Below are 19,919 nucleotides of genomic sequence, written 5' to 3'. Positions count from 1 at the left end.
CGTGACGGTGTTTTCGCGAGCGTAGCACCGGCCCAGGATTAACCTTGTAAGAATGAAGGACATTTCATCTTGAATCTATACCGCCCCTTCGCTGGCAAGCCGGCGAAGGGGCGGTACAGGCAGCACTCGGAACGCCTAGCCCAATGCTTCCCTTACCTTCGGGTCCAACCCCTCCCCTGCATGGGCCTCGCTCCACGCCTGCAACTGCCGGCGCATCGCCGGCGTCCAGAAGCTCTGCAGGTGCTGCCTCACCCCCTGCACCGCCTTGGTGTGATCCGGTTCGCTGTCGAAGTAATGGGCGATCTGGTTGGCCATCTTCACCAGGTTGTCGCTGCTCATCGACGCACCTCCGCCGTTTCCGCTTGCCGGCGCTCCTTGAGCAAGCGCCGCTGCTCGTCACTGAAGCGCTGGTAGCGCTTCTGCCACTCCGACGGCTCGAACACCTTGGCCACCTCCACCGCAGTGACCTTGTATTCCGGGCAATTGGTAGCCCAGTCGGAGTTGTCGGTGGTGATCACGTTGGCGCCGGACTCAGGGAAGTGGAAGGTGGTGTACACCACCCCCGGCGCCACCCGGCCGCTGACCCGGGCACGCAGCACGCTCTGCCCGGAGCGGCTGCCGATACCTACCCAGTCGCCGTCGCTGATACCCCGACTCTCGGCATCGCTGGGATGGATCTCCAGGCGATCCTCGTCATGCCAGGCGACGTTTTCGGTGCGCCGGGTCTGCGCGCCGACGTTGTACTGGCTGAGGATGCGCCCGGTGGTCAGCAGCAGCGGGTAGCGGCCGTTGACCTTCTCGTCCGTGGGCACATAGCCGGTGAGCATGAAGCGCCCCTTGCCGCGCACGAACTGGTCGATGTGCATGGTCGGCGTGCCGTCGGGCGCGGCGTCGTTGCAGGGCCATTGCAGGCTGCCGTGACGGTCGAGCTCGGCATAGCTGACCCGGCGGAAGGTCGGGGTCAGGCGGGCGATCTCGTCCATGATCTCGGAGGGATGCCGGTATTGCATGGGGTAACCCAAGGCACCGGCCAAGGCCACGGTGGCCTCCCAGTCGGCCTTGCCGGCCAGCGGCTCCATCACCTTGCGCACCCGTGAGATGCGCCGCTCGGCATTGGTGAAGGTGCCGTCCTTCTCCAGGAACGAGCTGCCCGGCAGGAACACATGGGCGAACTTGGCGGTCTCGTTGAGGAAGATGTCCTGCACCACCACGCACTCCATCGCCAGCAGCGCGGCGGTGACGTGCTGGGTGTTGGGATCGCTCTGGGCGATGTCCTCGCCCTGGCAGTACAGCGCCTTGAAACTGCCGTCCAGCGCGGCCTCGAACATGTTGGGGATGCGCAGGCCCGGATCGGGCTGCAAGGTCACGCCCCAGGCCTGCTCGAACTCGGCGCGCACGCTTTCGTTGGAGATATGCCGGTAGCCGGGCAGCTCGTGGGGGAACGAGCCCATGTCGCACGAGCCCTGCACGTTGTTCTGCCCGCGCAGCGGGTTGACCCCCACCCCTTCGCGGCCGATGTTGCCGGTGGCCATGGCCAGGTTGGCGATGCCCATCACCGCGGTGCTGCCCTGGCTGTGCTCGGTCACACCCAGGCCGTAGTAGATCGCCGCGTTGCCGCCGGTGGCATATAGCCGCGCGGCGGCGCGGATCTGCTCGGCGGGCACGCCGCACACCGGGCCGAGCACTTCAGGGGCGTTGTCGGGCTGGGCGACAAAATCGCGCCAGCGGGCAAAATCCTCGGTCTCGCAGCGGGCGTCGATGAAGTGCTGGGCCAGCAGGCCTTCGGTGACGATCACATGGGCCAGGGCGTTGAGCATGGCCACGTTGGTGCCCGGTCGCAGTTGCAGGTGCAGCTCGGCGCGGGCGTGGGGCGAATCGACCAGGTCGATACGCCGCGGGTCGATGACGATCAACCGCGCGCCCTGGCGCAGCCGGCGCTTGAGCTGCGAACCGAACACCGGATGGGCGTCGGTGGGGTTGGCGCCGATCACCAGCACCACGTCGGCCTGCATCACCGAGTCGAAGCTCTGGGTACCGGCGGACTCGCCCAGGGTCTGCTTCAGGCCATAGCCGGTCGGCGAATGGCAGACTCGCGCACAGGTGTCGACGTTGTTGTTGCCGAAGGCCGTGCGCACCAGCTTCTGCACCAGGTACGCCTCTTCGTTGGTGCAGCGACTGGAGGTGATGCCACCGATGGAATCGCGCCCGTACTTGAGCTGGATCCGCCGGAACTCGCTGGCGGCATAGGTGACCGCTTCGTCCCAGCTGACCTCCTGCCACGGGTCTTCCAGGCGCTTGCGGATCATCGGCTTGGTGATGCGGTCCGGGTGCGTCGCGTAGCCCCAGGCAAAACGCCCCTTGACGCAGGCATGGCCATGGTTGGCACCGCCGTTCTTGTCCGGGACCATGCGCACCAGTTGCTCGCCCTTCATCTCGGCGCGGAACGAGCAACCCACGCCACAGTAGGCGCAGGTGGTGATCACCGCCCGCTCGGGCTGGCCGAGCTGGACCAGGCTTTTCTCGCTCAGGGTGGCGGTCGGGCAGGCCTGCACGCAGGCGCCGCAGGACACGCATTCGGAACTGAGGAAATCATCGCCACCGGCCGCCGCCACCCGCGAATCAAAGCCACGCCCGGTGATGGTCAGGGCGAAGGTGCCCTGGATCTCCTCGCAGGCGCGCACGCAGCGGTTGCAGACAATGCACTTGCTCGGCTCGTAGTCGAAGTACGGGTTGGACACGTCCTTCTGTTCGCTCAGGTGATTGGCGCCGTCGTAGCCGTAGCGCACCTCGCGCAGGCCAACCTGGCCAGCGACGCTCTGCAGCTCGCAGTTGCCGTTGGCCGAGCAGGTCAGGCAGTCCAGCGGATGGTCGGAGATGTACAGCTCCATCACGTTGCGCCGCAGGTCGGCCAGGCGCGGTGTCTGGGTGCGCACCACCATGCCCTCGCTGACCGGCGTGGTGCACGAGGCCGGGTAGCCGCGCATGCCGTCGATCTCGACCATGCACATACGGCACGAGCCGAAGGCCTCGAGGCTGTCGGTGGCGCACAGCTTGGGAATGCTGGTGCCGAGCACGGCGGCGGCGCGCATCACCGAGGTGCCGGCGGGCACGCTGATCGAACGGCCATCGATAACCAGGCTGACCTGCACCTCGCTGATCCGTTCCGGGGTGCCCAGGTCTATGTCGTTGCGGGGATCGAAGTAGTTGATCATTGCGCGGCCTCCAGGCCGAAATCGGCGGGGAAGTGCTTGAGGGCGCTGACCACGGGGTACGGGGTCATCCCGCCCATGGCGCACAGCGAGCCGTACTGCATCGTGTCGCACAGGTCGCGCAGCAGGCCGGCCTGGCTGGCGCGGTACGCCGGGTCGGTACTGGCGATCAGCCGATCAACCACCTCAACACCGCGGGTCGAGCCGATCCGGCAGGGCGTGCACTTGCCGCAGGATTCCTCGGCGCAGAACTGCAGGGCGAAACGGGCCATGCCCGCCATGTTCAGGGTGTCGTCGGCCAGCACCACGCCACCGTGGCCGAGCATCGCGCCCAGGGCGGCGAAGGCCTCGTAGTCCAGCGGGGTGTCGAACTGCGCGGGCGGTACCCAGGCGCCCAGCGGGCCGCCGACCTGCGCCGCCTTGATCGGCCGACCACTGGCGGTGCCGCCGCCGTAGCCTTCCACCAGCTCGCGCAGGGTCAGGCCGAAGGCGCGTTCCACCAAGCCGCCATGGCGGACGTTGCCGGCCAGCTGGAACGGCAAGGTGCCCGTCGAGCGGCCCATGCCGAAATCGCGGTAGAACGCCGCGCCCCTGGCCAGGATGATCGGCACCGAGGCCAGGGTGAGCACGTTGTGCACCAGCGTCGGCTGGCCGAACAGGCCTTCGAGCGCCGGCAGCGGCGGCTTGGCCCGGACGATGCCACGCTTGCCCTCAAGGGATTCGAGCAGCGCGGTTTCCTCACCGCAGATGTACGCGCCCGCCCCCACCCGCACCTGCAGGTCGAAGGCCACGCCGTTGCCGGCGACATCCAGGTACCCGGCCTCGCGGGCCAGCAGGATGGCTTCGTTCAAGGTCCGCACGGCATCCGGGTATTCCGAGCGTACATAGATGTAGCCCTTGCTCGCCCCCACGGCGAGGCCGGCGATGATCATGCCCTCGATCAGCAGGAACGGATCGCCCTCCATCAGCATGCGGTCGGCGAAGGTGCCGGAGTCGCCTTCGTCGGCATTGCACACCACGTACTTCTGCCCGGCCGGCGCCTGGCGCACGGTGCGCCACTTGATGCCCGCCGGAAACGCCGCGCCACCCCTGCCGCGCAGCCCGGAGTCGAGCACCGCGGCGACCACTTCATCGCCGTCCAGCAGCGTGGCCTGGCGCAGGCCTTCGAAGCCGCCGTTGGCGTGATAGTCGTCCAGCGACAGCGGCCGGGTGATGCCGGCGCGGGCGAACAGCAGGCGCTGCTGGGACTTCAGGTAGGGAATCGCTTCGACCGGCCCCAACGCCAAGGCATGGCTGCCGGGATCGCCTGCCAGGGCGTCGAGCAACCCGGGCACATCCTCAGGGGTGACCGGCCCGAAGCCCACGCGGCCTTGGGCGGTGTCCAGCTCCACCAGCGGCTCCAGCCAGTACAGGCCACGGGAGCTGGTGCGCTTGATATGCAGTGGCAGGCGCCGCTGCGTGGCTTCGCGGGTCAACGCCTCGGCCACCTGGTCGGCACCGACGGCGCGGGCCAGCGAATCGCAGGAGATGCACAGGTTCAGCATGCCTTCACCTCCTCGCGGCAAGCGTCCACCAGCGCTCGCAGGCGTTCGGGGGTGACGCGGGCGTACAGCCGGCCATCAAGCTCCAGGGCCGGCGAGCAGGCGCAGGCACCCAGGCAATACACCGGGCGCAGGTCGAGCGCGCCGTCCTCGGTGCGACCGAGATCATCCAGCCCGAGCTGCTCGCGCAACTGCGCGGCCAGCGCCTCGGCGCCACGGCTCTGGCAGGATTCGGCGCGACACAGGCGCAGGGTATGGCGGGCCGCCGGTGTGGTGCGAAAATCGTGGTAGAAGCTGATCACCCCGCGCACCTCGGCCTGGCTGAGGTTGAGCGCGTGGGCGATCTCGGCGACGGCGCTGTCGGGGATGTAGCCGGCGCCGGCCTGGATGGCGTGTAGGATCGGCAACAGGGCGCCGGCGGTATCCTGCTCACGGGCCAGGACGCGTTGGATCAGTGGCAGGTGGTTCAAGTCATCAGGCATACAGCAGACCTCGGCATCCCGGGGCAGCCCGTTGGCGGGCGGCGGTCCGGCGGTGTTCAGCTGTGGTGCGCGGGCCAGCTCACGGTGGCGGCAGGCCGGGCACCTTCCTTGTCCATGGCCGGGCGTCTAGCTGCGCTCGGTCCACGGGCATCTTCAGAGCATGGCAGTTATTGCACGAGGGGGTTGTGCGCGGGCGACCCGGCGCGTCCTGAAACCGACCACCGGAGGTGCCATCATGAGTCAGTTGCTTGCTCGTGTAGGAGCGGCCTTGTGTCGCGAAAGGGCTGCGCAGCAGCCCCGGGATTTCAGCGTTGACGCAAAGACTGCCGGGGCCGCTTTGCGGCCCTTTCGCGACACAAGGCCGCTCCTACAAGGAGAGCGCAGGCGGTCAGTCCAGTACTACATGGGGCAGGAAACGCGAGCTGTCCTTGGTGATCAGCGTGTCGTCTTCACGAATGCCGATCCCCGAGGCCAGGTCACCGATCACCCAGGAGCCGATCAGGGTGTAGCTGTCGCCGAACTTCGGCAACGGCGCAAAGCCCTGCAGGATGTACGGCGCATCGTCGTAGGGCCCGTCCTCGAACACCCGCTGGTCGTCGGCGGTGCGGATATCCACGTTGGCACCCTCGCGGGAGAAGTACGGCTTGCGTACCCAGCCCTTGGGCACCGGGCGTCGCGGGTCTTGGTCGAGAAACGCCGGCAGCAGGTTCGGGTGCCCTTCGTGCCATTCCCACAGCAGCGGCAGGATGCCCTTGTTGGAGATCAGCGCCTTCCACGCCGGTTCCACGAACTGGGTATCGCAGCCGGCGATGGCCTGGCCGAAGTCCTCGTGGAAGATATGCTCCCAGGCGTGCAGCTTGAACAGGCGCGGGATCGGCCGGCCTTCGAGGTCGACGAAGCGCCCTTCGCCGTTCAGGCCGATGTCCTCCAAGTCGATATGCCGGGTGCTGATACCCACGTGCCCGGCCATCTTGCGCAGAAAATCCGTGGTGCCACGGTCTTCGACGGAACCGGCGATGGCCGAGAAGTAGAACGGGCTTTCGCGCTCGAAGGCGCCGAAGGCCCGCACCAGGTCCTCGGCCAGGGTATTGAACTGGCTGGCATGGGCCGGCAGCACGCCGCGCTCGATCTGCTGCTCCAGCCAGATCAGCTGGAACGCCGCCGCCTCGTACAGCGAGGTCGGCGTGTCGTAGTTGGCCTCGATCAACTTGGCCGGGCCCTGGCCGTCGTAGCTGAAGTCGAAGCGCCCGTAGAGGTGCGGATGCCCCTCTTTCCACGAACGGCGCACCAGGTCGAAGAACGCCGGCGGGATCGCCAGGCGGGTCATCAACGCCTCGCTGTCGACGATGCGCTCGACCGCATCCAGGCACATGGCATGCAGCTCTTGCGTGGGCGCCTCCAGGTCACGGCTGACCTGGGCCTCGCTGAACTGGTAGTAGCCGCGCTCGTCCCAGTAGCGCTCGCCGTCGATGGTGTGGAAGGCGAAACCTTCACGTTCGGCGGTGGCGCGCCAGTCCGGGCGTTCGTCGATGCTGATCTTGCGCATGCTCAACCGCCGAAGCTGAAGCCGCCGCTGCTCTTGCCGCCCCAGCCGCTGCGCGCAGTGGCCTGGCTGCCGAAGCCGCCGCGGGAGATCGACGAGGACACACTGGAGCGGGTCGAGGTGCTGGATTTGTAGCTGCGCCCGCTCGAGCTGCCGGAGTAGTAGCTGGAATAGCTGCCGCCGCTCTGCTGGGCCTGGTCGGAGCGCTCGAAGCGCTTGCCCTGGTCGATCTGCTGGCCGAGCGTGGTGCTGCGGTATCCGCCGCTGCTGTCACGGTACTGGTAGACCGGCTGCGAGTAGTACTGGCGATTGCCGCCGCTGAGCACTTGGCCGAGCAACAGGCCGGTAAGCAGGCCGTTGAAGTTGCTGCCGCCGCTACTGGCCTGGCCGCTGTTCTCGACCTGGGCGCGGGCCGCGTCGACCTGGGACTGGCTGACCTCGCCCGACACCGCCAGCTCGAAGCCGCCGAGGCGCGGCATGTAGCGGTTGTCACTGGTGACCTGGCAGTAGTCCGGCACGAAGTCGGCCTCGCAGGCGGCCTTGTCGCCATAGGTCGGGGCGATGCGGCGGTGGTCGGCCAACGCCTGCATGTAGGCGTCGGAACACACGTCCACCGGCATCTTGTCATCGACGCAGGCCTGGACCGTGGTGTAGTTGCTGCGCTTGCTGACCGTGTAGGTCTCCTCGGGCGCGCTGCACGCGGTAAGCGCCAGCGGCAGGGAGCTGGCCAGCACCAGCTTGACGGAACTTCGTCTCATGTAGGGCTCCTTGCGCGCAAACGGCTCAGACCGACGGGGTCATGCAGGCCGAGTTGAGGAAGCCCACGCTGATCGCCACGGCGGCGGCGTAGATCGCGGCGGCCATCTCGCCCTTGGCGATACGGCTGGCCAGGCCCTTGAGCACCAGGCTGGTGATGCCGAAGGCCAGCAGTTGCACCACCGCGGCGATCACCACCCAGACCACGAAATCGAGCAGGCTGACGCTGTAGGCGATGATGTTGCTGGCCGGCAGCGAGAAGCCGATCAGCGCGCCGCCCAGGGCGATGGCCGCGGCGCTGTTGTTGTCGCGGATCAGGGCGAACTCGCGGTGCGGGGTGAGGTGCGTGTAGATGAACTGGAATACCCAGAACAGCACCAGCGCCACGCTGATGTAGAGGATGAAGCCGATCACTGCCTGGGCGTTGAGCGACATGCGAAGAGCGTCGAGCATGGTGAATCCTTGTCAGATGACGTTGAAGTCCGTTGATTGCAGGGTGACACCCACCGAAGTGGTCAGGCTGACATTGCCTTGTTCGTCCTCCTCCACCGACAGCAGGAGGAACTCGCGGCGATCGGTCAGGCCGGTCTCGCGGGCATACAGCATGGACAGGTGCTGGATGCGGTAGCTGGTCTCGGGGCTGGTGACACGTTCGCTGATCGGCGTCAGCTCGGTCTGCCCCTCTTCGCTGCCCCACTGGCGGACGAACTCATAGCCTTCGTGCTCGTAGTACGGCAGGCCGATGGTCGACTCGGGGCCCACCAGGCGCTTGAGTTCGGCGTCACTGTTGATCGGCAGCACGCTGTAGTAGCCGAACAGGATGATATCGCGCACGTCCTCGGCAGACGTGCCGTTCATCACCACCTGCAGCCAGTAGTCTTCGTCTTCCATGTAGAAGCGCGCCAGGCGCACCGACTGGCCAAGGTCGACCTCGCCGACGGCCCAGACCACTTCCTGCTCGGGGACTTCCAGTTCAGAGTGACCGTCGAGCAGCAGCTTGAGCGAGGGGTCGAGCTTGAGCATGCGCCCGCTGCCCAGGCCAAACGGCAGGTTGCCTTGGGCCTGGCTGCCGGCGGCAGGTTTGGGGGCTTCGAAGCCCATGAAGCGTTTCAACCAACCCACGGGGCATCTCCTGGGTGAGAGGGTGACGGAACCGGAGCCAATGCAGGTGCTGAAGCGAACAGGCAGGGCCTGTGGGGAGAAGGCGACATTGAAGATCCCTTGGGTCGCGGCAGTCCTTTGGCGGGGGCGACACGATACTGCTTTTCGTGCGCGCCGCCAACGGGTCTGGCATCGGGTGTTGCGCCGGCCCCGTGATAGGGCCGGCCCACTCAACGGATCACTCCGCCGGCTTCGCCGCCTTGGCCTTCAAGCGCGCCAGCACATCATCGGCGCCGCTGTTGCTGGCGCCGATCCCGGCCGCCTTCAGGCGTGCCTCCAGGTCGCTGCCATCGGCCTTGCCGGCCAGCTCCGCCGCCGCTTCCAGCTCGGCCGCGCGTTCGCTCTGGCGCTTCTTGATGCGGTCCAGCGAGCCGACCGCCGTCTCCAGGCTGCCATTGGCGCCGCCGGTGGCCGACGCCGCGCTCACCTGGGCGCGCTGCACGCTCTCGCGGGCCTTGACCAGGTCCACCTGCTGCTTGAGGCCCTTGATCTGCGCCTCGGTCTTGCTCACGGTGGCGGTCAGGGTCGCCACCGACGCACCGAACTGGTCGGCCAGCGCCTGCTCGGAATCGCGCTGGTTGGTCAGGTCGGCGATGCGCGCCGCGCACTCGTGGGCAAGCCCTTCCTCGCCCTTGTCCAGGGCGGCGATGGCCTTCTGCTCCCAGTCACCGATGGTCTTGTCGAACTCGGTGATGCGCTGCTGCGCGGTCTTGTGCTTGGCCATGATCTTGACCAGCTGGTTGCGCGCATCGATCAGGTTGTTGTCCGCGTCGCGGATCTCCTGGTCGAGGATGCGCAGGGCCTGGGAGTCGACGATCGCCTCACCGACTTCCGAAGCGCCGCCACGCAGGGCGGTGACGATCTTTTTCAACAGGCTCATGGGGCAATCTCCGGAATCAGTGGGTGAAGTAGTCTTCGAAGTCTTCGGCGGCGGTGATGACGTTGTCGGCCAGGGTGTGGATCTCCTGGACGATGTTGTCCAGCGACGAGGCCGCGCTCAGGGCGCCGAACATGGTGTACACCGACTCGCCCGAGGGCAGCCTGTGCAGGCCGATGGACGACAGCGGGAACACGTCGCGGGTGCGCAGCACCGCATCGTTGAAGGCGGCCGCGTCCTTCACCTGGCTGGCTTCGACCAGCAGCGTGTCGACCAGGATCTGCTCGCCGGCCACGGCGATGTACAGCGGCAGGCCGTCCAGCTCGTGCATCACCAGCTTCAGGCTGGGTTCGGCGCCCTGTTGCAGGGACAGGCCGATCGCCCCGCCACGCACATCCTCCAGGCCCTGGAGGGCGCCGTGCAGCGATTCGATCGTCCAATGGTTGTGCTCGGTCATGAAATCCTCCGTTCTGACCTGTTTGCCCGCGAGGGGCTGACGTAAAGCCTTCTCGATACCGCGCAAGGCGGCGGCATGCTCTGGCAGGATCCACAGCTCACGCTTGACCAGGCCGGCGGCCTTGAGCCGGGCACGCATGTCGCGCATGTAGTCGGTGGAGCTTTTCTTGCCTGCCATCGAGGGGTGTCCTTGTCTCACATGTGAGGTACGTTACGCCTGGATTGTGACGTTCGCAAGTCTCACATGTGAGCCACGATGCGCCCGCTACCCGGCCACCCGCACCAATCGCTGCAACACCTCGATCACCTGGGGATCGCGCACTTCGAGCACGTCCATCCGGATCCGCGCAATCACCGCCTTGAGCAGCTCGGTCTGGCTCATCCGGGTCTGCTGCAGCAGTGCCAGAAAGTCTTCGGCCATGTGTGCGTTGACCTTCATCGACAAGCGCCGGGTGGCCCCCGATGCCTGCAACCCACGCTGACGCTGCTGCGCCTCCAGGGCCGTCACGAAGGCCTCGTGGCCATGCTGCAAGCCCATGCCCTGGCGCGCCTGCACCAGCCACTGGAAGTAATGGGCGAGAAACAGCTTGCGCAGGTGCAAACCCGCCTCGCTGCAGACAGCCTGCATAGCCGCATCCAGTACGTCGAGATAGACCGCTGGCAGCCGCGCCTCGATGGACTTGAGCTGCTGCTTGCGCGCCTCGCGGATCGCCGGGGTGGACTGCGGCGGGATGGCCACCACCGTGTCGCAGCCATCGCACACGCCCACCAGGATGTCCCTCGCAATGCCCTGGCCATCGCTGAAGGGCACATCACGCCGGATGTAATGCATGCCGACGAGCGCCTGGCAGTGCTCGCACAGGGCCTGGCCGGTATCGCCTTCGAACAGGATCTTCATGGTCGGAATACTCACTGGTGAACGCTGATGAACCACGTCTGGGGCTCGATGAAATAGAACTTGATGTACCAGCCGCGGCGCTTGAGCACATGGACCTCGATGGCCGGCACGGCATGATGCGGACTGCTGCTGTAGTGGCTACCGTCGCAAGAGTGGATGATGTCGATGACTTCACCTGCGCCGACCTCGCCAATGGCCAGCAGGTTCTTGACCTCGATATCGCCCCTTGAAACGTGCAGGTAACTGCCGGATTCGAGCGCGGCGACTACCGCGCTCCTGACTGCCCTGAAACCTTTTGGCATGATCCTTCCCTGTCATTACGAAAATCATCGTACAAAACCTCGACAGAATCCACCCTTGCAGTTGATTCAGCCGACCGGCGGCGCTGCTGTTGCTCCGGGATGCGGAAAACGCCTGGGTAAGCACTATGGCTTGCCAGGGAAAGGCGTGTCGGTTGAGGGTGTAACAGGTACTTTCAGGAAGGAGATGGTTCCCACGCATGGGAACCATCGGACGCCACAACGCTAGAACGCGTAGACCAACGTCGCCGTGGCACTGCGCGGTGTGCCATACCAGCCACGTGCGCCGATCGCCGAGTAGTACTTCTCGTCCAGCACGTTGTTGAGGTTCAGCGAAACGCTGGTCTGCGGCGTGATCGCGTACTGCGCCATCAGGTCGACCACGCTGTAGGCGTCCTGGGTGAACGTCTCGCCATGGGGCCCCGCTTTCTTCTTGTACTCCATGCCCTGCCAGCGCACGCCGCCGCCGACTTTCAGCTGCGGCAGGGACTGCAGTTGATAGCTGGTGAACAGCTTGAAGGTGTCGCGGGGTACTTCGGTGAGCAGGCGCTTGCCATCGGCGTCCTCGGCCTGGGCATAGGTGTAGCTGGCAGAGACTTGCCAGTCGGGCAGGATCTGCCCGGCCGCCTCCATCTCGAAACCACGGGTCTTGGTGCCGGACTCGGCGCGGTAGGCCTGGTCGCCGTTCGGCGCCAGCTTGTCGCCGTCGGCCACGGCCAGGTTGTCCTGCTGCACTTCGAAGACACTGAAGGCAGTGGTCAGGCGCTTGTCCCAGAACTCGCTCTTGATACCCAGTTCGTAGTTCACCCCCTCCAGCGGTTCGATATAGCCACCACTGGCATCCTGCCTGCTCTGCGGCTTGAAGATGGCGGTGTAGCTGGCGTAGGCCGACCAGTTCTCGGCGAAGTCGTAGACCAGCCCCACGTAGGGCGTGACCACTCCGGTCTCGCTGCGCGAGGTGCGTGTGGTCGCGCCGGTCGACAGGGTCGTCCCGGTTTCATTGCGCTTCCAGTCGATCACCCGCGCACCGGTAATCAGCGACAGGTCATCGTTCAGGCTCCAGCGCACCGACGCCACCAGGCCGTCCTGGGTTTCGTCCAGCGCGTCTTGCGAATACTTGGTGTGGATGGCATCCGGGATCGCCAGCGAACCGTCCCAGGTATGGATGTTGTCGATCGGCTGGATCGTCCACAGCTGGTAGCCGGGGTTACGGTAGTAGGCCCGGTAGTGGCTGGCACCAAGGTACGCCTGGTGCTCACGGGACAGCAGCTCGAACGGGCCGGTGGCCGAGAGGTCGAACGACGTCTGCCGCGGCTCGCCCGCCCAACGGCCGGTCCAGGTGCTGATGCCGCTGCCATCGGGATTGACGGTGCCGCTGGCGGCGGTGGCGAAGGTGTCGTCGTAGCTGCGACGGCTGTGCTCGGCGTTCAGCTTCAGTTGCCAGCCGCTGTCCAACTGATGCTCCAGGGTGGTGAACAGGGTTTTCGTGCGGCGCTTGTGGTAGCTCCAGTCCGAGGCCGAGTTGAACGAACGCGACGGGCTGAAATGGCTGCCATCGGCGTTGTACATCGGGAAACCGTGGTTGCCCGCGCCATCGTTGTCCATCTCCTGGTATTCCGCGCCCACGGTCAGCATCGTGCTGTCGGTGACGTCCCATTCCACCACGCCGTAGGCCACCTGCCGCTCCAGCGACTGGCGGTCGACGTTGCTCTGGCTGTCGGTGGTCGAGGCCACGAAACGGCCACGCACATGGCCGCTTTCAGACAGCTTGCCGGACAGGTCCAGCTCGGTACGGTAGCTGTCCCACGAGCCAGCCTTGAGGGTCAGCTTGCGCTGGGTCTCGACGGTCGGCTTCTTGCGAATCAGGTTGACGGTGGCGCCGGGATCGCCGGTGCCCGACATCAGCCCGGTGGCCCCGCGCACCACTTCCACGCGGTCGTAGGACACCATGTCGGCCAGGTCGTCGCGAAAGCCGAAGGTATCGGGGCGGTTGACGCCGTCGACCTGGATGCTGCCGACCTGGAAGCCCCGCACGTAGATATGGTTGGCGTCGCTACCGGCTGGCCCCATGCTGTCGACGACCACGCCCGGCGTCTGCTCGAGCACCTGGGTCACATCCGTGAGGTTCTGGTCCTCGATCTGCTGGCGGGTTACCACGCTGACGGACTGCGGCGTCTCCCGCGCCGACAGGCGCAGGCCGGTCGCGGTGTTAGCGGAGCCTGTGGTGTAGCTACCGGTGCCTTCGGTGGTGCTGCCCAGGCCCAACGCATCGATGCTGGTGGCGCCCAGCTCGACGGCGCCGTCGTTCTGTACCTTGCTCAGCACATAGCGCTTCTCGCCCACCTGCTGCACCCGCAATCCGGAGCCCTGCAGCAACGTGGTGAACCCCTGCTCCAGTTCGAAGCTGCCGCGCAGCCCCGATGAATGCAGCCCGGTGGTTTCGTCGTTGCTGAAGCTGATGGTCACGCCGCTGGCGGCGGCGAACTGGCTGATCGCAGCAGCCAGGCTGCCGGCCGGGATATCGTAGCGCTGCGCGGCGGCCCAGGCGGTCGAGGTGGCCAATGCGGCACCGCAAAGGCCAAGCGCAAGGGTCGCCTGGCGAATGCTGCAGGCTAGCGAGGTACGGCGTGCGGACATGAAAAGGGGTTCCTGTGCTGGTTGGCTTGGGCACGCTTGAAGCGCGCGCCCTGATGAGCCGAAGCAGCGCGAAAAATCTGCTACCCCAAATGCGAAAAATTCTCGAATGTTGAGGAAGGATGAGCAATCACCCACGAAAAAATTTCAGAAGGGTGTGTTCTACCTACCCCATCCCAAGTGGCTCCAGGCGCACCCAATAGCGCGTCACGCGCCTTGCCCGAACCGGCAACGCGTCTTCCAGACTGGCCAACGCGACATCGGTATCATCAAGATTGAACGCCCCCGACAGCCGCAACCCGGCAACCTCCTGCGCACACCCCAGATAACCAGGCCGATAGCGCGCCAGCTCACGCACCACATCGCCCAGGCACCAATCGACGCTGACCAGCATGCCCTGTGCCCAGGCTTGGGCGCCGGCAGCCAGGGGACGCAGCGGCCCGAGGCTGTCGGCGCCGAAGCTCAGCCCATACCCGGCATCGATACGCACCACTCGCGACGTTTGCCCTGGCCGCACCTCCACGGCATGGGCGGCGACCGCCACATGGCTCATCCCGGCGTCCTGGCGCACGCTGAATCGGGTGCCGAGGGCAAGGATCACGCCTTCAGCGGTGCGTACGCTGAGCGGACGCGGGTCCTTGGCGGTTTCCACCAGGATCTCGCCCTGGCGCAGGTGGATCAGCCGCTGGCCAGCGTCGAAACGGATATCGACGCGGCTGTTGGTATTGAGGTCCAGGCGCGTGCCATCGGCCAGGGTCACTCGGCGCCGCTCGCCGGTCCGGGTCGAGTAGTCGGCGCTCCATGGCGAGATCCGGTAGCCCTGCCATCCCACCACGCCAGCACCTAGCAACAGCGCCAGTACCTTCATGGCATGGCGCCGATCCCGCCGGGCGATTTCCAGGGTCTGCGCGGCACCGCTGGGGGCGTTGCCCAGGCGGCCTTGCAGCGCCTCCAGCCGCGCCCAGGCGGCGGCATGGCGAGGGTCGGCGGCGCGCCAGGCTTGCCAGGAAGCGTGGGTGGCGGCGTCGACGTTGCTGTCGTGCAAGCGCACGTACCAGTCCACGGCCTCGGCAAGAATGGCCTTCATGCACCCTCGACCAGCAGGCAGTGCATCAGCCCGCGCGCCAGGTGCTTGCGCACGGTGCTCACCGAAACACCGAGGCGTTCGGCGGCCTTTTCGTAGCTCAATCCGTCCAGTTGCACGGCAAGGAAGATCGCCCGGGTGCGCGGGCCGAGGCCGTCGAGCATCCGGTCGATGGCCATCAGGGTATCGAGGATGGCGGCGTGGGTCTCGGCGGAAGGTGCGTAGTTCTCCGGCTGCAGCGCCAGCGCTTCGAGATAGGCGGTTTCCAGGCTGCGGCGGCGATAGAGGTCGATGACCAGGCCACGGGCGATGGTGGCCAGGTAATGACGTGGCTGGTTGAGGGTGCCGGCGGTGCGCGCCAGCAGCACGCGGATGAAGGTGTCCTGGGCCAGGTCGGCGGCATCGGCGGAGCTGTTCAGGCGTTGGCGCAGCCAGCCGTGGAGCCAGGTGCTGTGCTCGCGGTAGAGCGTTTCCAGGCCGCAGTGGACAGTGCCGGCGGGAACAACGGTGGACATCTCGCCCTCCCCCAAAAAGATTACCAGGTGCAAATAAGAATTTGTCGCAAGTGTACTCAGTGAGGGCAGGATTGGGAATGGTGGCAGGTACGCTCACATTGCTGGAAAGCCGTTCATGAACGGATCGATTGCCTGCATCAGCTGCGCAACAATTGATCCGCCCATGATGGATCGTCGTCAGTTGTGAAATGACTGCGCCAGAAACTCGGTGATCTGCAACGCAATCTGCTGCTGGATCAGCGCCCGTGGCCGAGCGTTATCGCCATCCCGGCATATGACGCCATTCCCATAAGCCAGTTGCTTTCAATCGGCTCACGCAGGATCGCCGCTCAGAACAGCCCGCCCAAGGTAAATGTCCCACCTACCCCAGCCTGCAACCCCGCGTTCACGCCGCCTGTGAGGATCACACCCTTGGCCGAGCGCAGCAGGCGCTCGGTGGTGTCTTGCGGAAGGAGCAGTTGGCCCACCGGAATCACCGTGGCCGCAGTCATGGCCAGCAGCTTGGTGTCCAGACCGAACAGCATGCCCGAGAAGCTGGCGCCGCCTATCAGCCCCAGCCCCCCTTCGATGAACACGCAAGCCCCCTTGAAGTCCTCGCGGTTCAGGCCGCGCGCCGCGATCGAGTCAGCTACCAGCACTTTGCCTCTGGCATAGAAATCTTCAGTCGCGCCTGCCGCTCCGACGCTCTTGCCCCGCACCTGCAAGTTGACCTTGCCGTACCGTGGCAGGCGGGCACCGGCACCAGCGCCGACGCCGGCCGAGCCGTAGCGATACTGATGCAGGGCACCGGTGGGATCTTTCAAGGTCAGCATGCCACCACTGGCCGCTGCGAACATCACCGTCAATCCGCCACTGCTGGCAGTCTCGTACTCCCAGTCGCTGGTACTGAGGGTCAATGGGAATTGCAGTCGCATCAGAATCTCCTTGTATGGGGCCGCGCCGGGTGGCGGCGGCAAGTCCATGCGACCCGCTGATGGCCGCTCCCTGGGATGGGCACGATGACTGGCTGAGGCACCAGCAGGCTTGCGCCACACGCTTCTATGGGGGCAATGCTGGAAAGTCCGGACAGGAAAGCGCAGCCGGTCTTTGACCAGCCAGTGGAGAAACAGAGCAGATTGCTCTGGGCGAGCGATAGCGTCCTGGCCATGACAAGTCCCTTGCATCGTCCGTGACATGCCGGGCCATTGCAACGAACCTCTGGGGTAGTGTCAACCCTGTCGAATCTGTGAGGCACCCGGTTCAGTCAGAAACCTGAACGTCGCAGTCGAGCGCCGAAGCTGCCAGCTTCACCATCTCAAGCCTACGGTACGGCTCGACACCGTCCTCGATCATCCAGGTCGCCGACAACCCTGCCCATGCCAACACCCATTGCAAAATCCTGCGCCGATCAATACCGGCAGCAGTCGAGATAATCGCTATCCGACGCGCAAAGGCCCCCGGTGCCAACGCGCTTGCATCGTCGGGGTTGCAGAGGATGTTGGCGTAATCGAAGCCGCGCTCGCCGTACAGCCCCTTGGGATCGATGGCGAGCCATCCAGCCGGCCCGAAATCCAGCACGTTGCCGTGATGGATATCGCCGTGCAGCACTACCACATCCTGCGGTTCGGCCAAAAGCGCCCTCGCCGCCCTGGCACTGTATTCCAGCACCCCACCGTGAGTTGCCGCCGCACTCCACAACGCTTCGAACCATTGCGCCAGCGGAACCAGCGCAGGCATTGGCTCAGCGCGTGGGGCGTGTAGGCGGGCTACCACCGCGCAGAGGATGCGCGTGGCTTCATCATCCCGGCCATCGGCAACCATCTGCGCCAAGGATGCCGAGCCTTGCGCCCGCTTCATCAACAATGCCTCGCCATCATGAGCCAGTACCGAGGCCGCACCATCACCGCCCCACCAGGCCATGAGCTGGTTGCCGGCCTGCTCTTCGGGTGATTGCGCGATTTTCAGCATGGCGGGTGTATCGCCCTGGCGAACCTGGAGAAGATGGCCGTTCAACGAAACGAGCGCGTCCCCGTCGAGGGTAAGCGCCCATCGTTTCAGGTAGTGGTCAAACATGGTTTCATTACTCGCGATTCACTTGTGAACGGGGCTCTATGAGCCGGTGAACATCCATCGATGCCGTTCATTCGGAAATGACTATCCTGACGCGACGCTTACTCGAGTACCAGTAGATGCTATCCGCACACCAAGCCAGCGCCATCGTCCTCGACTTTCTTAAAGACGTCATCCGAGACGGCCGCCCGGAACGGTTCGTCATTCAGTCCTGTGAACTCACTGCGAAGGGTGACTACTGGGTAGTTCGTTGCAACAGCGAGGACTGCGTGGTGCATGGCAAGACCGAGTATTGCTACGTCGGCGTCAACGCCCATCTGGTCGATGTAAACAGCGGCGCGCTCGAAACAGTCGCCAACTGCTTCACTATCGAGGAATACCTGCAGGACAAGGACGACCTCCATGCCACAGCGGGCAAAACCTATGTACTGGCGCCTTCGTTCTCTCGTGAAAACAGAACGGCGGTGATCAATCTGCGACAGAAGCTCGCCTACTCCTATCCCGATACCCTGTTCCTTTTGAAGGGGGCAGGCCGGCTGTGGTTCAAGGGTATCCGCCGGCAACTTGAAGATGCCCGGCAACTGCTGGCCATCGAAGGTATCACCACACAGATCGAGCTACATGCCGAGCCACTGGACGCAATCCTGATCGGGCCGGAAACCTGGCACACCGAGGCGGTATTCAATGCGCTGCGCAGGAAGCCACTTCCCCATGGCGAAGCTGCTGAATGACGCCAGCCCTGCAACTGCCTCAACGGGAGAAGTCTGCCAGTAACGTCTTGACCGTCCCAGGCCCCATGGCACTCAAAACCTGCGTGGCTGCCTCGCGCATCGGTTGCCAGTGGCCGCGCTGAAAGATCGACCGATCATGGCAAGGCAAGTCGCCGTCGCCCATCGACGCATAGAGCGCCCATACACGGTTCAATGGCGCCGCAATCGAATCAGGCAAGGCATTACCGACGACCTGAAGCGCGTCCTGTACATGACGCATCCTGGCGCTCCACACCTCGCAGGCCAGGCAACCCGGCAGCGCTTGCTCCTGCTGTGTTGCGGTCATGGCAACGAACTCCAGCGCCGGAATCAAACGCGCTATCGCGTCGACAGACTCAAGTTCGTCTGCGCCATACCACTGGCAAATCAGGTCGACAAAATCAGGCATCTCGCTGGCCTTTGAGGTTGAGGTGCATCAGCAGGAACACGGGTGTTCGGCATGGAACACCACCTTGCATGCGATGTACACCCATTGCCCAAGCCCTTTGCCAGTCACTACTTATAAAGCGCTCAGCAAGACAGCGAGAATCAGATTAAGCCCCTTCCTTGTAGTCCATTTCCCAAACATACTGCTGCCGCCTTTTTTCCGTTGCGACTGCTCTGATCGGGCTCTAGTCTCGGGCGAGTCGCTGGTGTTCAGCGACCGGCTTTGACAGGCCGCAACGGTATTAAGCATACGGCTAGCCCTCGATGGCGGCTGTACGTGCGGGCACGCTTGCGTGCGCCGGAACTTTGCTTATTCCGCCGGTCTGTCAACCCACGTACAGCTGCCACCCTAATGTTTGACAGCAGACAGGTGGCAGCCCTTCGAAAGGAATAAGTACATGCTCAAGATCGTCCCCGACCCACCCCACGACCACCACTCCCTCGAAGACACCCTCATCCAGGCCACCGAGTACGCCCTGTGTGCATTGACCGTGGCCCATCATGCCGTACAGCTCAAACCCAGATCGCCCGCCGCGATCCTGATGATGGCGTCGATGCATGAGATGGAAGCCCTACGCGTACTGCTGGAATCGGCATTGATCCAGGTACAGATGCCGAACGCGCAGCCGCGTCCGTTGCACTAGACCCCAAGGCCTGTGGCACCTGAGCTGACGCCATCGCATCCCACCGTGGGAGCGGGCTTGCCCCGCGATAGCGTCAGACCAGGCAGCGAAAACTTCAGGGAGATCCAATAATGACCACAGACACCACCACACCCCACACCACCGTGGGCAAGACCAAGTTCTACCAAGGCGAAGGCCAGACCGATCCGCTGTTCTGCATCGAACCTGGGATCCCTTGCCAGCATGCGCGGGATCAGGCCTCGGAACTGATGGGCTGCGTGCGCGACCTGACCATCACCGGGATCATGGAGGAGAAACCGCAGATGCTCTGGGCGGCGTATTACCTGAGTGCATTGGCCAAGGCGCTGATGGATGATGCGGAGTTGGGGATGAGCCGCTGAAAAATCAGCCCTTTCAAGGTATTGAGAATGGCGTTCGGCTTGAAACTGCCGGGGTCGCTTTGCGACCCTTTCGCGACACAAGGTGTAGTGGTCTACTAACCCCGGACACCTCTTAAGGGCGATATGATTCGCCCATTCAGGAGGTTCCATGCAAGAACGAAAGACCTATACCCGCGAGTTCAAGCAACGTGCTGC

At 64.8% G+C, this 19,919-nt stretch carries 21 protein-coding genes; 3 read left to right on the top strand and 18 right to left on the bottom strand.

Annotated features, from left to right (window positions below; genetic code table 11):
• Positions 1 to 135: 135 nt before the first annotated feature.
• The 17 genes from ACVWZ5_RS07330 to ACVWZ5_RS07250 form a co-directional block, all read right to left on the bottom strand.
• On the bottom strand, positions 136 to 339 hold the full coding sequence (locus tag ACVWZ5_RS07330; protein WP_062574578.1) for a formate dehydrogenase subunit delta: 204 nt from the start codon (positions 337 to 339) through the stop codon (positions 136 to 138).
• Entirely contained in the window at positions 336 to 3,212 is a 2,877-nt protein-coding gene (fdhF, locus tag ACVWZ5_RS07325) for a formate dehydrogenase subunit alpha (RefSeq protein WP_457340503.1), read from the bottom strand. The genes ACVWZ5_RS07330 and fdhF overlap by 4 nt, the downstream gene beginning before the upstream one ends.
• On the bottom strand, positions 3,209 to 4,753 hold the full coding sequence (locus ACVWZ5_RS07320) for a formate dehydrogenase beta subunit (RefSeq protein ID WP_186600729.1): 1,545 nt from the start codon (positions 4,751 to 4,753) through the stop codon (positions 3,209 to 3,211). Before ACVWZ5_RS07320 ends, fdhF begins: the two co-directional genes overlap by 4 nt.
• Complete coding sequence (locus ACVWZ5_RS07315; protein ID WP_062574581.1) at positions 4,747 to 5,232, bottom strand: formate dehydrogenase subunit gamma; 486 nt, start codon at positions 5,230 to 5,232, stop codon at positions 4,747 to 4,749. The genes ACVWZ5_RS07320 and ACVWZ5_RS07315 overlap by 7 nt, the downstream gene beginning before the upstream one ends.
• Positions 5,233 to 5,620: 388 nt before the next feature.
• Positions 5,621 to 6,778 (bottom strand): glutathionylspermidine synthase family protein, encoded by a 1,158-nt coding sequence (locus ACVWZ5_RS07310; RefSeq protein WP_084941437.1) that lies wholly within the window; start codon positions 6,776 to 6,778, stop codon positions 5,621 to 5,623.
• Positions 6,779 to 6,780: 2 nt separating this feature from the next.
• Positions 6,781 to 7,533 (bottom strand): DUF1190 domain-containing protein, encoded by a 753-nt coding sequence (locus ACVWZ5_RS07305; protein WP_062359546.1) that lies wholly within the window; start codon positions 7,531 to 7,533, stop codon positions 6,781 to 6,783.
• Positions 7,534 to 7,558: 25 nt separating this feature from the next.
• Positions 7,559 to 7,984 carry a DUF350 domain-containing protein gene (locus ACVWZ5_RS07300; RefSeq protein WP_028692698.1) on the bottom strand — a complete coding sequence of 142 codons (426 nt, stop codon included), beginning with the start codon at positions 7,982 to 7,984 and terminating at the stop codon, positions 7,559 to 7,561.
• Positions 7,985 to 7,996: 12 nt separating this feature from the next.
• Complete coding sequence (locus ACVWZ5_RS07295; protein WP_028692699.1) at positions 7,997 to 8,653, bottom strand: DUF2491 family protein; 657 nt, start codon at positions 8,651 to 8,653, stop codon at positions 7,997 to 7,999.
• A gap of 217 nt (positions 8,654 to 8,870) precedes the next feature.
• A complete protein-coding gene (locus ACVWZ5_RS07290; protein WP_028692700.1) occupies positions 8,871 to 9,572 on the bottom strand; it encodes a PspA/IM30 family protein in 702 nt (233 codons plus the stop codon).
• Between the two features lie 16 nt (positions 9,573 to 9,588).
• Complete coding sequence (locus ACVWZ5_RS07285) at positions 9,589 to 10,203, bottom strand: YjfI family protein (protein ID WP_051555763.1); 615 nt, start codon at positions 10,201 to 10,203, stop codon at positions 9,589 to 9,591.
• 87 nt (positions 10,204 to 10,290) lie between these two features.
• Positions 10,291 to 10,923: a hypothetical protein gene (locus tag ACVWZ5_RS07280; protein ID WP_457340502.1), complete on the bottom strand. Its 633-nt coding sequence runs from the start codon at positions 10,921 to 10,923 to the stop codon at positions 10,291 to 10,293.
• Positions 10,924 to 10,934: 11 nt separating this feature from the next.
• A complete protein-coding gene (locus tag ACVWZ5_RS07275) occupies positions 10,935 to 11,225 on the bottom strand; it encodes a hypothetical protein (RefSeq protein ID WP_457340501.1) in 291 nt (96 codons plus the stop codon).
• A 222-nt stretch (positions 11,226 to 11,447) separates the two neighbouring features.
• Positions 11,448 to 13,859 (bottom strand): TonB-dependent siderophore receptor, encoded by a 2,412-nt coding sequence (locus tag ACVWZ5_RS07270; RefSeq protein WP_457340500.1) that lies wholly within the window; start codon positions 13,857 to 13,859, stop codon positions 11,448 to 11,450.
• A 163-nt stretch (positions 13,860 to 14,022) separates the two neighbouring features.
• On the bottom strand, positions 14,023 to 14,943 hold the full coding sequence (locus ACVWZ5_RS07265; protein ID WP_062574585.1) for a FecR domain-containing protein: 921 nt from the start codon (positions 14,941 to 14,943) through the stop codon (positions 14,023 to 14,025).
• Complete coding sequence (locus ACVWZ5_RS07260; protein ID WP_050704877.1) at positions 14,940 to 15,455, bottom strand: sigma-70 family RNA polymerase sigma factor; 516 nt, start codon at positions 15,453 to 15,455, stop codon at positions 14,940 to 14,942. The genes ACVWZ5_RS07265 and ACVWZ5_RS07260 overlap by 4 nt, the downstream gene beginning before the upstream one ends.
• A 329-nt stretch (positions 15,456 to 15,784) precedes the next feature.
• Positions 15,785 to 16,369, bottom strand: a complete 585-nt coding sequence (locus ACVWZ5_RS07255) for a hypothetical protein (RefSeq protein ID WP_036986699.1) — start codon at positions 16,367 to 16,369, stop codon at positions 15,785 to 15,787.
• 325 nt (positions 16,370 to 16,694) lie between these two features.
• Complete coding sequence (locus tag ACVWZ5_RS07250) at positions 16,695 to 17,507, bottom strand: aminoglycoside phosphotransferase family protein (RefSeq protein ID WP_028692708.1); 813 nt, start codon at positions 17,505 to 17,507, stop codon at positions 16,695 to 16,697.
• Positions 17,508 to 17,623: 116 nt separating this feature from the next.
• Between ACVWZ5_RS07250 and ACVWZ5_RS07245 the strand changes: the two genes are divergently transcribed.
• Entirely contained in the window at positions 17,624 to 18,235 is a 612-nt protein-coding gene (locus ACVWZ5_RS07245; protein ID WP_457340499.1) for a hypothetical protein, read from the top strand.
• 19 nt (positions 18,236 to 18,254) lie between these two features.
• Here the strand turns inward: ACVWZ5_RS07245 and ACVWZ5_RS07240 are convergent, their stop codons facing one another.
• The gene (locus ACVWZ5_RS07240) at positions 18,255 to 18,662 is read right to left on the bottom strand and encodes a hypothetical protein (protein ID WP_051555764.1); all 408 of its coding nucleotides are present in this window, start codon (positions 18,660 to 18,662) and stop codon (positions 18,255 to 18,257) included.
• A 436-nt stretch (positions 18,663 to 19,098) separates the two neighbouring features.
• On the opposite strand from ACVWZ5_RS07240, the gene ACVWZ5_RS07235 reads away from it, so the two are divergent.
• Complete coding sequence (locus ACVWZ5_RS07235; RefSeq protein WP_028692710.1) at positions 19,099 to 19,344, top strand: hypothetical protein; 246 nt, start codon at positions 19,099 to 19,101, stop codon at positions 19,342 to 19,344.
• Between the two features lie 110 nt (positions 19,345 to 19,454).
• The gene (locus ACVWZ5_RS07230) at positions 19,455 to 19,724 is read left to right on the top strand and encodes a DUF3077 domain-containing protein (protein ID WP_028692711.1); all 270 of its coding nucleotides are present in this window, start codon (positions 19,455 to 19,457) and stop codon (positions 19,722 to 19,724) included.
• Positions 19,725 to 19,919: the final 195 nt, after the last annotated feature.

The sequence above is a fragment of the Pseudomonas sp. TE6283 genome, assembly GCF_054060555.1.
The sequence above is the reverse complement of the archived record's forward strand: the minus strand, read 5'-3'. Positions and strand labels throughout refer to the sequence as shown.